At 37.9% G+C, this 15,428-nt stretch carries 15 protein-coding genes and 1 riboswitch; of the genes, 5 read left to right on the top strand and 10 right to left on the bottom strand.

What is annotated here, in order from left to right:
- The first annotated feature begins 78 nt into the window (after positions 1–78).
- Entirely contained in the window at positions 79–627 is a 549-nt protein-coding gene (locus tag WAK64_RS11260; protein WP_336587073.1) for a GNAT family N-acetyltransferase, read from the top strand.
- Positions 628–833: 206 nt separating this feature from the next.
- Here WAK64_RS11260 and WAK64_RS11255 read toward each other — a convergent pair whose 3' ends face one another.
- The 5 genes from WAK64_RS11255 to WAK64_RS11235 form a co-directional block, all read right to left on the bottom strand.
- The gene (locus tag WAK64_RS11255; RefSeq protein ID WP_336587072.1) at positions 834–2,270 is read right to left on the bottom strand and encodes a S41 family peptidase; all 1,437 of its coding nucleotides are present in this window, start codon (positions 2,268–2,270) and stop codon (positions 834–836) included.
- A 162-nt stretch (positions 2,271–2,432) separates the two neighbouring features.
- Positions 2,433–3,503, bottom strand: a complete 1,071-nt coding sequence (metX, locus tag WAK64_RS11250; protein WP_336587070.1) for a homoserine O-acetyltransferase MetX — start codon at positions 3,501–3,503, stop codon at positions 2,433–2,435.
- 11 nt (positions 3,504–3,514) lie between these two features.
- The gene (locus WAK64_RS11245; RefSeq protein ID WP_336587069.1) at positions 3,515–4,825 is read right to left on the bottom strand and encodes an O-acetylhomoserine aminocarboxypropyltransferase/cysteine synthase family protein; all 1,311 of its coding nucleotides are present in this window, start codon (positions 4,823–4,825) and stop codon (positions 3,515–3,517) included.
- A gap of 134 nt (positions 4,826–4,959) precedes the next feature.
- Positions 4,960–5,070, bottom strand: a riboswitch (SAM riboswitch).
- Positions 5,071–5,171: 101 nt separating this feature from the next.
- The gene (locus tag WAK64_RS11240) at positions 5,172–6,326 is read right to left on the bottom strand and encodes a trans-sulfuration enzyme family protein (protein ID WP_336587068.1); all 1,155 of its coding nucleotides are present in this window, start codon (positions 6,324–6,326) and stop codon (positions 5,172–5,174) included.
- 227 nt (positions 6,327–6,553) lie between these two features.
- Positions 6,554–7,102, bottom strand: coding sequence for a redoxin domain-containing protein (locus tag WAK64_RS11235; protein ID WP_336587067.1), 549 nt, complete (start codon positions 7,100–7,102; stop codon positions 6,554–6,556).
- A gap of 572 nt (positions 7,103–7,674) precedes the next feature.
- Here WAK64_RS11235 and WAK64_RS11230 point away from each other — a divergent pair.
- From WAK64_RS11230 to WAK64_RS11215, 4 genes are read left to right on the top strand one after another with little or no spacing between them, the layout of a single operon-like run.
- Positions 7,675–8,238 carry a sigma-70 family RNA polymerase sigma factor gene (locus WAK64_RS11230; protein ID WP_336587066.1) on the top strand — a complete coding sequence of 188 codons (564 nt, stop codon included), beginning with the start codon at positions 7,675–7,677 and terminating at the stop codon, positions 8,236–8,238.
- Positions 8,235–8,669, top strand: a complete 435-nt coding sequence (locus WAK64_RS11225; protein ID WP_336587065.1) for an anti-sigma factor — start codon at positions 8,235–8,237, stop codon at positions 8,667–8,669. The genes WAK64_RS11230 and WAK64_RS11225 overlap by 4 nt, the downstream gene beginning before the upstream one ends.
- The gene (locus WAK64_RS11220; RefSeq protein ID WP_336587064.1) at positions 8,670–9,752 is read left to right on the top strand and encodes a hypothetical protein; all 1,083 of its coding nucleotides are present in this window, start codon (positions 8,670–8,672) and stop codon (positions 9,750–9,752) included. It begins immediately after the preceding gene.
- Positions 9,749–10,684 (top strand): hypothetical protein, encoded by a 936-nt coding sequence (locus WAK64_RS11215; RefSeq protein WP_336587063.1) that lies wholly within the window; start codon positions 9,749–9,751, stop codon positions 10,682–10,684. Before WAK64_RS11220 ends, WAK64_RS11215 begins: the two co-directional genes overlap by 4 nt.
- A gap of 123 nt (positions 10,685–10,807) precedes the next feature.
- Here WAK64_RS11215 and WAK64_RS11210 read toward each other — a convergent pair whose 3' ends face one another.
- The 5 genes from WAK64_RS11210 to WAK64_RS11190 form a co-directional block, all read right to left on the bottom strand.
- Entirely contained in the window at positions 10,808–10,942 is a 135-nt protein-coding gene (locus WAK64_RS11210) for a tumor necrosis factor receptor family protein (RefSeq protein WP_336587062.1), read from the bottom strand.
- A 132-nt stretch (positions 10,943–11,074) separates the two neighbouring features.
- Positions 11,075–13,153, bottom strand: a complete 2,079-nt coding sequence (locus tag WAK64_RS11205; protein WP_336587061.1) for a heavy metal translocating P-type ATPase — start codon at positions 13,151–13,153, stop codon at positions 11,075–11,077.
- A 21-nt stretch (positions 13,154–13,174) separates the two neighbouring features.
- Positions 13,175–13,510 carry an ArsR/SmtB family transcription factor gene (locus WAK64_RS11200; RefSeq protein WP_336587160.1) on the bottom strand — a complete coding sequence of 112 codons (336 nt, stop codon included), beginning with the start codon at positions 13,508–13,510 and terminating at the stop codon, positions 13,175–13,177.
- A gap of 639 nt (positions 13,511–14,149) precedes the next feature.
- Positions 14,150–14,560 (bottom strand): disulfide oxidoreductase, encoded by a 411-nt coding sequence (locus WAK64_RS11195; protein ID WP_419465932.1) that lies wholly within the window; start codon positions 14,558–14,560, stop codon positions 14,150–14,152.
- Between the two features lie 18 nt (positions 14,561–14,578).
- Positions 14,579–15,241 carry a DsbA family protein gene (locus WAK64_RS11190; RefSeq protein ID WP_336587059.1) on the bottom strand — a complete coding sequence of 221 codons (663 nt, stop codon included), beginning with the start codon at positions 15,239–15,241 and terminating at the stop codon, positions 14,579–14,581.
- Positions 15,242–15,428: the final 187 nt, after the last annotated feature.

Genomic DNA, 15,428 nt, shown 5'->3' with positions numbered 1-15,428 from the left:
ATTAAATGATATGTTAAGTAACATATTTGTTGAAATTTGGAACTTTAATCCTGTATAAAATTAGGAGGGGAATATATTTTGCAAAATATTTTTCCAAATTTAGAATCGGAAAGATTACAGTTAAGAGAGTTGGACTTTAAGGATACTGAATTTATTTTTAAACTTTTTAGTAACGAGAAGGTTTGTGAATATTTGTATGACGAAGATGTCTTTACCAACATTGAAGAAGCAGAAGAATTTATTGAATGGAACTCAAATCCTGAAGAAAAAAGTCATAATCGATGGGGAATTGTAAGAAAATTAGACCAATCATTAATTGGAACTTGCGGGTTTGATTATTGGGATAAGTATAATAACATAGCTGAAATAGGTTATGATTTATGGTACGAATATTGGGGAAACGGATATATGAAAGAAACTTTAGAAGTGGCCATCGAAAGTGGTTTTAAAAATATGAACCTTAATAGAATTAATGCCTTTGTAGCTTTGGAAAATGAAAAATCTTCTAGTCTACTAGAAAAATTTGGTTTTATACAAGAAGGTATTTATCGAGACAAACACTTATTTAAAGGAAAATATTATGATCATTATTCTTACTCATTATTAAGGAAAGATTGGAGAAGCTAGAAGTCATCACTTAAGAAAAGACGCAATTTATTCCGTAAAACAGGTAGAAAATGATTGAACTTTTTTATTCATCTCTTTCTAATTCATTCGTTTTTCTAAAGAGTTTCCCCTTGTCTAAATTTCTATTAATAAAGAGAACTTGATTGAATCGAACAACATAGATAAACCACCTCCAAGAAGGAAGTGGTTTATGATTTAGGCCTGACTCATTCATCTTGCGCAGACAAATAATGAATGGCTGCTTGAAGCTGTATATCATTCTTCTCTAATTCAGTCTCTTGTTGAATGACTTCTTCCAGTTTATTTGCTGTTTTCTTATCAATTACACCTGTAACAGCTAAGGAGTTTGTGACTTGAAATGCTTTTACCGCTTTTTCGGTTTGCATACTAAAATAACCATCTGTTCTTCCTGGCCCATACCCTAATCCATACAACATTTCTTGAGCACGCTTAACGGCTTCATCGTTCATTTCTACTTTTAACGGTTGCTCTATTTGCAGTGGGTGTGTATGAAAAAAGGATGGTTGCTCAACTTCAATTGTCGGTTGTATTCCTTTTCGATGAATCCAATTTCCATCTGGAGTTAACCATTTGAATGTTGTCATTTTTATGTTGCTACCATCTCCAAGTGGAATAGCCTGCTGAACAGTACCTTTACCAAAGGTTTTAACACCTATTAAAGGGTATTGACCTGCTTCAGAAAGAGCACCAGCTAGTATTTCCGATGCAGATGCACTCCCTTCATCTATTAGGACCGCAATCGGATAAGGTTTCTTCTTTTTTAACGGAGAGTAATATGGTCTTTTTTCACCACTTCTCTCTTGTATTTGAAAATAAGGCTTTTCTCCTGCCACAAGCTGTGCGGAAATTTGCTCAACTGCCTTTAAAAGCCCCCCAGGATTCCCTCTTACATCAATAATTAAACCTGTCAGGGCTTCCTCCTCTAAATCCGTCAGTGCCTGTTGAAATTCTTCAGCCGTATTTTCGGAAAAAGACGTAATCTCTACGTATCCAATTGGTTGGCGACTATCACCTTTCATTCCATAATGAACGGACTCATTTGGGATTTCCGCTCTTTGTACAGATACTTCAATCGGGTCTACCAAGCCTTCGCGCTTAATTTCTAATCGAACAGTAGTCCCTTCTTTTCCGCGAATTTTTAGCGTTGCCTCATATACATCCTTACCTTCTAAACTCTCCCCATCTACTTTCATGATTTCATCGTTTGGCTTTAGTCCTGCTTTCTCCGCTGGTGAATTTTTAAAAGGAGCCACAATTTTAATTTTGCCATCAACCTCTGTGACTTCCGCACCAATCCCTTCGAAAGAAGAATCAAGGGAATCATTAAATTGTGCCGCTGTTTGAGCATCCATATAGACTGAATAAGGGTCATCTAGTGTTTTTAACATCCCTTGAATCGCACCTTCGACTAATGTCGCTTCTTCTACTCCTTCTACATATTTACTTAAAATCAATTCATAGGCCATTTCTACCTTACGAAGATCTTCATTCACTTGCTCAATCTGTTGTGGGATTTTCGTGATGGACTGCTTTTCTGAATACCATTTATACACACCGTACCCTACCCCACTCACCAACAATATGAGGAGAATACCTATTAGGAATCTATATTTCTTCCCCATCTCACCCATTCCCTCCCTAAAAGATCATAGAATACAAGAAAAAGACATCACACAAAAACAAATGTGCAATGTCTTTGTTACCCTATTTATATGCATTAGGGTGGACAAGATAGAACTGAAGCAAAATTCGATTATTATTGACTCATTGATTGGAACGATTTTTTAGCCTGATATAACATTGTTTCCTTTTTGGTCGTCTTTCATCAGCTTTGGTAAATACGTTGAAATAAGGTATTCCCATTTTTCAAATTGAACAAGGAAACCATCGTGCCCCACCTTTAGCTTTACTTCATGAAACTCTCCCTTCGGCACAAGCTCACTTAACTCGCTTAGAGCATCACTTGGGTAAAGTAAATCCCCTTGAAAAGCAATTATCTTTACCTTTGATTTATATTGTTTTGCGGCACGCTTCCAACCGCCTCTGCCAGAACCAATATCATGAGAATTCATCGCTTTCATAAGAAGTAAGTAGCTATTTGCATCAAACCGGTGAGCGAGATTTTTTCCATGATAGGCTAAATAAGATTCCACTTCAAAAACGTCGTTATCAGCTTTTTTCCTATTAAACGTTTCATTCCATACCTCTCTACTTCGATACGTCACCATTCCTGCCATTCTAGCTATCTCAAGACCTCTTAAATCAGAGGATTGGTCATAATTCCCGTTATCCCATTTTGGGTCGTTTTGAATAGCAAGCGTCCCAATTGTATTAAAAGCAATAGCATAATCACTTAAAAAAGGGGTCGCTGCTAAAACGACTAAGCGGTTCATAAATGTGGGGTATAATAGACCCCACTCTAGAGCCTGCATTCCCCCTAATGACCCCCCAATGACTGCCTCTACCTCATTTATCCCTAGCACATCCAATGCAGCCCGATGGGAATGAACAATATCACGAATCGTTACGGGGGGAAAGGTAAGTCGATAAGGTTCATTTGTTAATGTATTAATGGACATTGGGCCACTACTACCATGACAGCCTCCCAAAACATTTAACGTAATCACTTGAAACCGGTCCGTATCTATCGTTTTTTTCGGACCAATTACCTCATGCCACCACCCCGGATTCTTCTCCGTTCCGGCTGCTCGATGATCACCTGTTAGAGCATGACAAATGAGAATAAATGGGTTATGCTCCTCACCAACCCATTCATAGGCAATTTCCACCTTAGATAGTTCCGTTCCGTCCTGAAAGCAAAAATTATTGAGAATGACTTTTCCTTCTCTTCTCACCTTGCCCCTCCTTATGATTGCGGGATTGTCGAGGTGAATTTTTTGGCTTTTAGTATGGCATCGGATAAGTCTGCTATTAAATCATTTTTTGATTCCAACCCTACCGACAAGCGAATTAACTCTTCCGTGACGCCTGTCGTTAACATTTCATCTACACTTAACTGTTGATGAGTCGTTGAAGCAGGGTGAATAATGAGCGATTTTGCATCCCCTACATTTGCAACATGCGACCATAAATTGACGGAGTCGATAATAGTTCTACCTACTTCTCGCCCACCTTTAATGCCAAAATTAACAATTGATCCATACCCGGTTTTTAGGTACTTCTCTGCTAGCGGCTTTGTTTGATGAGATGCTAAGCCAGGATACGAAACCCAAGCAACATCTTCATGTTTTTCCAAATACTGAGCTATAGAAAAGGCATTATCGTTATGACGGTCCATCCGCAAGTGTAAAGTTTCAAGTCCTTGTAAAAGTAAAAAGGCATTTTGAGGACTTAAGCACGCCCCTATATCTCGTAATAGTTGAACACGAAGTTTAATAATAAAAGCGGCTTCCCCAATATCTGTCGCATACCTCAAACCATGATAGCTCGAATCAGGTTCTGTAAGTCCTGGGAATTTCCCATTTGTCCAATCAAATTTTCCCCCATCTACGACAATACCCCCAATCGCTGTTCCGTGTCCCCCAATCCACTTCGTGGCGGAATGAACGACAATATCCGCCCCATACTTAAGTGGTTGACAAAGGTATGGCGTAGCAAATGTATTATCTATAATGAGGGGGACACCACATTCATGAGCAATATCAGCAACCTTTTCCACATCTAAAACATCTAAGCTCGGATTTCCAATAATTTCTCCAAACACCGCTTTCGTCTTTGGCGTAATGGCTTGGCGAAAATTTTCTGGATTTGCTGGGTCAACAAACCTTACATTAATCCCATATTTCGGTAAAGTAGTTGAAAATAAATTATATGTTCCGCCGTATAAGGAAGAAGCTGCGACAACCTCATCGCCAGCATGAGCAATATTTAATATAGCTAATGATATTGCTGCCATACCTGATGAAACAGCAAGCGCTCCTACTCCTCCCTCTAATAATGCCAACCGTTTTTCCAATACATCAACCGTTGGATTTCCAATGCGCGTATAAATGTTCCCTGGCTCTTGTAAAGCAAACAGCTTTGCAGCGTGGTCACAATTGTCAAATACAAAAGAAGTAGTCTGATAAATCGGCACAGCTCTCGATCCTGTCGTAGCATCTGGAGTCTGACCTCCGTGCAGTAATAACGTCTCAACCTCAAATGTTTTTTCTGTCATCTTTATTCCTCCTTAAGAGATTCTAAAGTCGATGGCCAATGACATAGTCGGATGGGGAAAAATGAGCGTGGAGAGTAAAAAAGAACAGTAAAAAACCCTCTTCCGTAAGAAGAGGGCAAACTTACAAACTCCTCCTCTCATCTTCCAGGTTATGACCTGTAGGATTTAGCACCTTTTCAAGTGTTGTTCACTTGAAGGTTGCCGGGCTTCGCAGGGCCTATTCCCTCCGCCACTCTCGATAAGAGTATTAAATTGTAATCATTATTCATGGCTTATAAAGATTATAGAGTATGACTGTGTTAACGTCAATCATTTATTCTGAATTTTCTAATAAATATTCTTTCATTCACTGCTTACTTGAACCCTTTTGCATCTTTATATGTGAGAGAGCATCTTGGAATTGCTTCACAATATCCTCTTCTTCTTCAATTCCTACCGATATACGCACAACTCTTTCGTTAATGCCGAGTTCTTCCTGAGCTTCTTTTGGCAAAGCTCGATGACTCGTTCCAAGCGGATAAGAAACGGTCGTTTCAACTCCTGCTAAAGAAGGAACAATTTTAATCCAACTTAACGAAGTGAAAAACACGCTCATATCGACGCCTTCTACTAATTCAATTGTGACAATGGCTCCATTTCCTTTATGGGACAGCCCATCTGGATAGTAAACCTTTTTTATTTTATTATGTTGCCTTAAGGATTGTGCTAATCGTTCCGCATTTCTGGCCTGCTGATTCATGCGAAGAGCCAGTGTCTTCACCCCTCTAGAAGCAAGCCATGCTTCAAAAGGGCTTAAATTAAGGCCAAGATTAACCACCTTTTCCCGAACCTTTCCCATCAGCTGCTCACCCCCGATGATTACTCCTGCAGTCACATCACTATGGCCCCCTATGTATTTTGTCGCACTATGGACAACTACATCTGCTCCTAGCTTATATGGCTGTACAAAATAAGGTGTCGAAAACGTATTATCAATCATTAAACTGAGTTCATGTTGTTTTGCCAACGTCGATAAATGGGCAATGTTTTCAATCCGCAGGAAAGGATTTGTTACGGTTTCTGAGAATAGGAGCTTCGTTTCCTTACGAATAGCCTTTACGATTTCCTGCTTATTAGCAAAATCAACAAATGAGACACTTATTCCAAATGCGCTTAGCTCAGTAGCTAAGAGATGATACGTGCCACCGTACAAATCCTTTGCTGCAATAAGGTGATCTCCAGCTTGAGCAATTCCTAAAATTCCCGCTAAGATGGCACCAAGTCCAGATGATGCAGCGACGCCACTCGGCGCCCCCTCTAACCCAGCCACCGTCTGCCCTAATTCATCTGTATTCGGATTCCCTACCCTTGAATATAAATAAGGTGATTCACCTGTATAATAGCTTTCCAGTTCTTCTAAGGAAGAAAAAGAGAAAACGGAGGTTTGATAGATGGGAGTTGCTTTACTCTGAATGTTTCTCGTTTGTTTATATCCATGCACGACTTTTGAACCAAACTTCATCTTATCTCCACCTTCTAAATTGTAGTGTATGTTTGTTATTGTCAATCGAACCTAAGCAAAACTGGAATAGCCCGCTCTTTTCCTATTATGAACTCTTCCTACTAATCTCTCAATATCAATCATTAAATGCGAATTAATTAACCATTGTGACGTGTTTAGTAATCTTAACATTTCCCTCTCAATACCCCTTCTTAGTCAAGCTAATGTGATCCTCTTCTTCGAAATCATTATGGCATTTGTTGGACTATATCACTCAACATCTCCTCACTCATTGGACCTATCCTTTTTTCGTAAATATGTCCATCAGAAGTAAGAAAATAAGTAGTGGGAATGGATAACACCTTATAGCTATCGGCTACTTCTCCCGATTTATCTAAAAGGACTGGAAAGGTCAATTGATAATCTTTAATAAATTTTTGAACCGCGCTAGGGCCATTATCCTCACTTGTTAAATTCACTGCGACGATTTCTACATTATGCTCTTTTTGAAAGGTCTCATAATATTGTTGCATATAGGGCATTTCTGCCTTACAAGGTGGACACCATGTTGCCCAAAAATTTAAGATGACCTTCTTCCCCTTTAAAGCAGATAACGTCATGTCCTTTCCATCAACTGTCGTTAACGTGAAGTCAGGAGGGGTCGCTCCTTTGTTTAAGCTTACTTGAGACTGTGCCGAAACCTCTTTCTCTTTCATTTTTCCTTCGTATAGCAGATTAGCTGCAAAAATTAAACTGATTAATAGAAAGAATAGACCAAAGAAATATCGTTTCTTCATTTACATTCTCCTCATCCTATTATGAATAATAAAAAGTTTACCACCATTATATACGATAAAAACAAAGTGTTTACCACATCTCCGTGAACACTATTTGAAAAAGCATAGGCTATGACTACTCTTTTGCAATTAAAACAAAGACCTACTTCTCTTACTACATCACTACTAGTATAGCCGCACTTTTCCAAAATACACGATCTTACTGCCGATTCAATCAATAATTCCATGCGAAAAATACAAAGAAAATACATTAATATAAAAGTGAACTGTTTGATATTAAGTAATCAAATTAATAGACCGTAAAATTTCTACCATAAAATAATCAAACATTCCCATGAGCTTAGCTATAGTAGACTTAGAACATATACCGGTTCATATAAGCAATCCCATTTGCGTGCTTACTACTAAAGAGGAGTCCCTAACTATTCGTACATAGCCGTTCTGATCCATGATAGGTCGTAGACTAAGTGCATACTTCTAAATCGTAATTGGGTATCATTAATAGTACCCTAATATTTTTTTTAAAAAAGTGTAGGGGTTAGCAAAATTCTGTCGTCTATATAGGTGACGTCATGAAAAAGGGGGGAGAGAGGTTGGTTGAATCGCTCATTGACCGAGCGAGGAATGGCAGTGAACATGCTTTCCGATTGCTCATCGAAACATATAAAAACGATGTCTTTCGAAGTGTATACGGTGTTCTCCGTAATCAAAAAGATGCAGAAGATGCCTCACAGGAAGTTTGGATTAAGATTTATTCCTCTCTCCTCAGCTATGAAGGGAAAGGTTTTAAGACATGGATCACACGCATCGCTGTTCACCATGCGATTGATTGTAAAAGAAAGCAGGCAAGGCGAAGTGAGGAGCTAGTCGACGAGCTTCCACCCTCAATTGATGCAAATAGAACAGAGACAATTGAGAACATGCTGCTTCGGAAAGAACAAAAGCAATTGTTAGGAAAAAAACTTGCGAAGGTACCACCAGCGTATCGAGAAGTCATCGAAGGATTCTATATAAAAGAAAAATCATATCAGCAACTTGCGGATGAACAAAATGTTCAAATTAAAACAATCGAGACAAAGTTATATCGCGCTCGATTATGGATGAAAAAAAATTGGAAGGAGGAGGAGTTTCAATGAAGCATTATTCACTAACGGAATGGCAGGATTACATTAATGGGAATTTACTTGATGATGAGGTTCGAAATGAATATGAGCAACATCTTTATTCATGTGACGATTGTCTAGAAAGCTATATGAGTGCCATTGAAAGTCTTGAAACAGACCTTCCGACTATAACGGAACCCTCCTTATATACAGATGAGTTGATGAAGAAAATTCCTTTTAAAGAAGCAGATAAGACAATCTATAGAAGGAAGTGGTACGAAGACAAAGTCTTTCACTACCTACTCGCAACAGCGATGACCTTTCTACTAATGTTAACAGGGGTCTTTTCTGAATTGACCAACGTATCTTCCAAATTTGAACAAAAGACACAACCTTCCTTCACCGAGCAAGTACTCACCTTCCTAGATAAGGTGGAAAAAATAGAAGAAAAGGAGAAAAAATAAATGGTGAAACAAAAAAATCCAATTATAGCAGTTTTACTCGGCTTTATTCCAGGTGCAGGTTTAATGTACTTAGGCAATGGTTTTATAGGTCTTATGGTTCTGTTGGCTACTTTCGGTTCGCTCCCATTTGGCATTTTGGTTGCTGAAATGACTTATAGTGACGCCTTTGCCTATTTATTCATTTTTGCAGGGTTCCTTTTATACGTCATTAGTATCATTTATACAGCCATTAAGGCATCTAAAATGTTAAAACGGCCGAATATTGAAGGAAAAGAAACGACCGAATTAAGCTCAGAACGCTTTTACACAATCGTATTATCGCTTATCCCTGGGCTTGGTCATTTCCAGCTCGGGTTAATGAATCGAGGCATGACCTTTTTAGCCTCATTCCTCGGAGTAGCAGCAATGATTTTATTTGTGACCGCTATTACAGGTCGTGGTGAATTTATCGTTTTCTTAATAATTTTACCAGTACTATGGGTTTACAACTTCTTTGATACGATGCAGTTATTAAATAAAAAGGAAGCTGGAAAAGAGCTAACAGACCACTCCATTTTAGAAGACTTTGAAAGTCGCCATGCAGAGGGACGAAAGAGCAGAACATTAGCTACCTTATTATCCATGTTTCCTGGAGCAGGTCATCTTTACTTAGGATATCAAAAGAGAGGGATTCAATTAATGGCCGCCTTCCTCTTTTCCATCTATATATTAGATGTCCTTCGCCTAGGGATTTTTCTCTTCTTTGTTCCTATTATATGGTTTTATAGCTTCTTTGATGGGCTACAAAGAGCATCGAGACACGATCAAGAGCCTTTAGAAGATGAACCGATTGTCTCGTATTTTCTCAACCATCAGAAATGGATAGGGATCGGGCTTATTCTCCTTGGTGTTTATTACCTTGCAACAAACCTTTTCTTCCCTATCGTATCACCCATTGTATATGAATATTGGAATATTCATCTTTACACTTGGGTTAATACGTATTTACAAACAGGGGTCATCTGTTTGTTGTTAATAGGAGGGGGCATAAAGCTTATGTCAGGAAATAAAAAGACGACAAAGAATGAGGAGATTGAGGAATGAGAACTTGGAGAGTAGGAACCTTTTCCATGGGAGGATCACTGTTATTTTTAGGGATTTTATTACTTTTAACACAAATTCTTCATTGGGAAACAGCCTTTATTTTAGTCAGTTGGTGGCCTGTGCTATTCATTGTGTTAGGAATCGAAATTTTACTATATTTATTTCTATCTCGTAGCGAAAAGGCCTTTTTAAAATATGATTTTTTAAGTATAATCTTTGTCGGATTTATTGGCATGGTTGGTATTGGATTGACCGTCGTTCAAACAACAGGGTTGCTTGAGCACGTTACCTCTTCCTTCAATAATGAGGTAGCGACTGCAAACCTCCCTGCCTTTAATAAAGAAACAGGAACAGAGATTAAGAGAATCGTAGTCGATACAGGGGATCACCCTTTAACGATTGAAACCTCAACTGATAAGGAAATCAGTATTTTTGGGACGTATCGTACTCAGTATGTCGACCGCAAACCTTTGTTAGAAGAGGTCAATGACTACCTTTTCACCAAAATTAAAGGGGATACGATTTTTATTACGTTTAAAGATTTACCCCAACGTAACGAATGGACGACAACGTTTCATTCATTAGAAGCAACTTTAGTCGTTCCAGCCTCCGCTTCTCTTGAGGTTGAAAGCGATAATGCCATTACGTTAAAACCACGAAAAATAGTAAGTTCATGGAATATTGAAAACTCATCCAATGTGTCGCTGGACCTCACTAAAGCAGAAGATGTTACGGTTCGACTAAGAGACATCCAGCATATCGAAGGGGATGAAATTCAGTGGACCTATCCAGAAACGAGAGAAGGTCAACAAGAAAGTAACGAGGTTGATCTGGAGGAACATCGCACTTCGGCTACTTATAAAATAGGAAGTGGCGAACAGTCCATTTCAATAACCGATGCTTATTCTGTTCATGCCACCGTTTCTCCGTAACCTACATGATTGAAGTGCCAATCCTATGAATTGGCACTTCAATTTCTTTTTTTAATTTATTTCTCAAGGAGAATCGGTACATATCTTCATGTAGTCCTTGCTAGTAATGAATAATTTCCCACCCTATACTTCATTTTCATTCATTTCTTTTTCTAACTTTTGAAGCTCCTGCCTCGATTTTCGTTTAAAGAAAAACAATACTAGCAACGTTGGGATTGATAAAATCAAATATACTAATATAACATTAACGATGTCCATTTTTCCCTTCCTTTCTATGCTACTTTTCCAAACCACAATCTCAACTCATTTTATATAGAAAATATATCACAATTTCCTTCATCTGTTTAGGGAGTAGGTTTGGTCCTACTCCCCTACACAGGTTCAGAGACCTTATTTCGTCTCTCCAATCATAATCGTCAAGCTAATTAACGTAACCAAAATCGTTGCACCCATATCTGATAAAATAGCAATCCAAAGGGTAAGCCAGCCTGGAATAGTTAGTAATAAAGCAATAAGTTTTAAGCCTAAAGCTAATGAAAGGTTTAACTTAATAATATTATTTACCCTCTTCGAAATTTTTACAGCAGAGGGGAGTTTCCCTAAATGATCTTGCATTAAGACGATATCGGCTGTTTCAATTGCACTATCCGTTCCTTTCCCCATAGCAATACCTAGATCGGCTGTTGCTAATGCAGGAGCATCATTAATCCCATCACCTACCATGGCTACTTTTCCACGTTTCGTCAGCTCTTTCACTTTCGCTACTTTATCCTCTGGTAATAGACTCGCATAATAATGAGTAAGCCCTACCTGTTTTGCTACCTTTTCTGCTGTCTTATCATGGTCTCCCGTTAACATAACGGTATTGTTAATCCCAGCTGAATAAAGCTGATTAATAATTTCTTTACTCTCCTGTCTAATTTCATCCGTTACACCAAACACGCCTAATACAGTGACTTTATCTGAAACAATGACAAGTGTATAGCCTTCATCTTTTAACAGTTGAATGTTTGCTGCGACATCGTCAGGCAATGGGAAATGGAGGCTTTGTTCATTCCCTACTGTATACTCTTTGCCATTGATTACAGCAGTCACACCTTGACCTGAAATGGTACGAATGTCGTCTGGCTCAATAAACAGAATACCTTGTTCATTAACCTTTTCCATTACAGCTTTTGCAATAGGGTGGGTAGAATTCTTTTCAATCGAACCAGCAATGGAGAAAAATCGCTTTTCATCATAGACGAACATCTTTTCTACATAAGGATGACCTTTTGTTAATGTCCCTGTCTTGTCAAACGCAACGGTATTAATTTTTCCAAGCTGCTCAAGGAATACCCCTCCCTTTACTAGAATTCCATTTTTAGCATTACGTGCTATTCCTGAAACAATAGCAATGGGGGACGAAAGAATTAAAGCGCAAGGACAACCAACAATAAGAACGGCTAACCCTTGGTAAAACCATATCCCCCAATCACCTCCGATAATGAGTGGGGGAATCACCATGACTAAAAGGGAAACGACCATAATTAGCGGCGTGTAGTATTTAGCAAATCGATTAATAAATTGTTCAGTTGGTGTTTTCGTTTCCTGTGCTTCTTCAACTAAATGAAGGATTTTGGCCAAGGAGGAGTCCTTATACTCTTTCGTAATGCTTACTTTGAGCACACCTTCGTTATTAATACTCCCCCCAAATACTTTCTCATTTTTTTCTTTTTCTACAGGCATCGCTTCCCCTGTGATGGCTGCTTCATTCACTGAACTTCTTCCTGAGACGACTATCCCATCAGAAGGGATTTTTTGACCTGATTTGACGAGAACTACATCCCCCTTCCTAAGTGTTTCAATAGGGACGATTCTTTCATGCCCGTTCTCAAGCAGAATCGCTTCCTTCGGGGCAACCTTTAATAATTCCTCCATTGACTTTCTAGCCTTCGCCATCCCCAAGCCTTCTAGTAATTCATTTACACCGAATAAAATGGCTACTAACGTACCTTCTTTCCATTCTCCGATAGAAAAAGCACCAATTAAAGCAATGGTCATGAGCGTATCGATGTTAAACTTGAGCTGAACTAGATTTTTTGCCCCTTTAATAAAGGTTGGGTATCCACTTAAAGCCGCAGCAGTTAAATACATAATGACTGGTATATTCGTTTGAACTTGTGTATCAACATAAATGGCTGCTAAGAAAATGATTGTTGATAGGCCAAGCAAGATTTTCATACGATCTGTTCGGTCATGCGAGTGGGTATGATCCATTGAATCATAATCGCCTTCTTTGACAATGATGGCTCCATCCGCCGAGAGAATTTTCTCTACTTTTTGCAAATCAACCTCATTAGTTAGAATCAGTTTACTACTATTGTAGAGAATCCTTGACCCTTCCCCATTCTCTAATTTATTTATTGCTTCCTCCATCTCTCTTGCACAGTTTCCACAAGAGAGACCTTGTAACCTATACTCATTCATTCTTCATCTCTCCCCAAAGTACTAATGATGTCTGGCATGGTGGATTGTTTGCTGTAACATGTTCATCACATGATCATCATCAGCAGAGTAATATAGTGTCGTTCCTTCACGTCTATATTTGACTAATCGTAAATTCTTTAAGAAGCGTAATTGATGAGAAACCGTTGTTTGAAGAAGAGATAACGTTTCGGCTATATCATTAACAGAGTGTTCTTTTTGAGCAAGTAAGTGTAAGATTTTCACTCTCGTTGGTTCTGATAAAGCTTTAAATGTTTGTGTTACAATAAATAGCGTTTCTTCATCTATTTCTACACACTCTTCAAGCTCAGGAGCTTGACTGTTCTTATTCAGTCCCATTTTCTTTTCTTTATTACTTTCTCCCACGATACCACTCCTATTCTATTCTCATATATGACAATATGTTCATGTATTATAATTATATCATAAAAAACTGGAAGCCCTTCTGTCAATCATATCTCTACTATATTAAGAAGCTTTCCGAAAGAAAGCAGATATAAATCCCTATAGTCTACTACTACTAACATCGACTCTCACCAGTAAAGAGGATTGAAATGTCTTAAATAACACGATGAGGGACAGGTAGCGATTACACAGGTAAATAGCAAGGTTTGCTGTGAAAGAACACAATAGTGCTCCCTTGTTATTTTACTAATATCCTTTTACTTTGTTACATCCTCTGCAAATGGTTATCCCTATATTTCTATTGGCAAAGTAGTACCTACCACGTAAGTACAGTTATTCATAAGCTAAACATATTGGTCGTCAAAAAATGACTTCATCTTTGGATATAATAAATGGATTAGGTACCCACCCTTTTTAGTTAAATAGGTGTATCTTCTGATTAAGTGAAGAACAAAACCTTCTAACATCATATAGCTGGAATAAAATAAAAAAGGAGGAGGAACTTTTTAAGGTTCCTTCTCCTTTTTTCAATACGATGATATAACATTCATGCGAAACATGGAATACCAAACGTTACTTTTCTTTTCGAGCTAATAACGTAAAAATAAGAATAAAAGTAAAGCCTGTTAAAGCTAAGAATGGAATGGTAATAAAACCGAACCAGTTAATGTATTCTGCACTACATGGAACACCGTTTGCACATGGTTTAATCTCCGCAAAGCCTGGTACTTTTTGTTCCAAATAGTGAAACAGAGAAATACACCAGCCTATTATAGCCATTGGAAAGACTATTTTTCTTACATTTAAGTCATGCTGAAAAGTTCCAATTCCAAGAATTAGGGTTAAAGGGTACATTAATATTCGCTGATACCAACAAAGTTCACAAGGAATAAACCCTTTAATTTCGCTGAAGTATAAACTACCTAATGTAGCAATCATCGAAACGAGCCAAGCTGCATACATAAACAATTGACTTTTACTGATCTTATTGTCGCTATTCACCTATTCTTGCCCTTCCTCAATTAATGACTTAATTTGATCATAATCAAAAGGATTTTCTAGCTTTGTGCCATTAATAATAATCGTTGGAGTTGAATTAACCGAATATTGCGATACTAAAGACGCATCCTTTTCTACCTCATCAATAAATGTCTGTTTCTCTAAATCTTGCTTCAATGTTTCTATATCCATATTCGTTGTCTTCTCTGCAATTTCAAGCATCTTATCGACTGTGACCCAAGCACTCTCTTGCTCTGGTTGTTCATCATAAATCCCTTTATGAAATGCCCAATAAGAATCTGGGTCATGATTATAGACCGACTCTGCTGCTAAAGAACTTAATTGCGATTCGGCACCATGAAATAATACATTTACATAAGAAAAGTTCGCCTTACCTGTATCAATAAATTCCTCTTTTAATGCAGGATAAATCGTTTCACCCCATGATTTACAAGCAGGACATTTATAATCCCCGAACTCAACGACAGAAACAGGGGCATCCTTTTCACCGAGTGTCGGTTGATTTTCTGTAGAGGGATGAGAATCAAGTACTTCCCCTTTATCTTCGCTCTTCTCTTTCAGTACAACAATCGTTGCTAACAATATAGCGAAAAACAAAGTAATTAATACAAAATATTTTATTGGAGATTTTTTCAATTTGTTCACCTCAATAATGTAGTTATCTATATCACTATAATAGCATACTATAAAATCATTTACAGAATTTAGTTATAAATAATTATCTATCCTACTAAATAAAGACATAGTACGATTTTACAGATAAAAGATTGCTAGCCAAAGTAATTTACCTTTAAAAAAACACAACATTGTTATGATAACCATAAGCAAGTTG

This window comes from Bacillus spongiae, from assembly GCF_037120725.1.
Lineage (GTDB): Bacteria > Bacillota > Bacilli > Bacillales > Bacillaceae_K > Bacillus_CI > Bacillus_CI spongiae.
This window is presented reverse-complemented; position numbering and strand designations above follow the sequence as displayed.

Bases quoted from the DNA above. Each gene is read 5' to 3' on its own strand.
- WAK64_RS11255 (WP_336587072.1), bottom strand. From the start codon at position 2,270: ATGGGGAAGAAATATAGATTCCTAATAGGTATTCTCCTCATATTGTTG.
- WAK64_RS11245 (WP_336587069.1), bottom strand. From the start codon at position 4,825: ATGACAGAAAAAACATTTGAGGTTGAGACGTTATTACTGCACGGAGGT.
- WAK64_RS11240 (WP_336587068.1), bottom strand. From the start codon at position 6,326: ATGAAGTTTGGTTCAAAAGTCGTGCATGGATATAAACAAACGAGAAAC.
- WAK64_RS11235 (WP_336587067.1), bottom strand. From the start codon at position 7,102: ATGAAGAAACGATATTTCTTTGGTCTATTCTTTCTATTAATCAGTTTA.
- WAK64_RS11230 (WP_336587066.1), top strand. From the start codon at position 7,675: ATGAAAAAGGGGGGAGAGAGGTTGGTTGAATCGCTCATTGACCGAGCG.
- WAK64_RS11225 (WP_336587065.1), top strand. From the start codon at position 8,235: ATGAAGCATTATTCACTAACGGAATGGCAGGATTACATTAATGGGAAT.
- WAK64_RS11220 (WP_336587064.1), top strand. From the start codon at position 8,670: ATGGTGAAACAAAAAAATCCAATTATAGCAGTTTTACTCGGCTTTATT.
- WAK64_RS11215 (WP_336587063.1), top strand. From the start codon at position 9,749: ATGAGAACTTGGAGAGTAGGAACCTTTTCCATGGGAGGATCACTGTTA.
- WAK64_RS11210 (WP_336587062.1), bottom strand. From the start codon at position 10,942: ATGGACATCGTTAATGTTATATTAGTATATTTGATTTTATCAATCCCA.
- WAK64_RS11205 (WP_336587061.1), bottom strand. From the start codon at position 13,153: ATGAATGAGTATAGGTTACAAGGTCTCTCTTGTGGAAACTGTGCAAGA.
- WAK64_RS11200 (WP_336587160.1), bottom strand. From the start codon at position 13,510: ATGGGACTGAATAAGAACAGTCAAGCTCCTGAGCTTGAAGAGTGTGTA.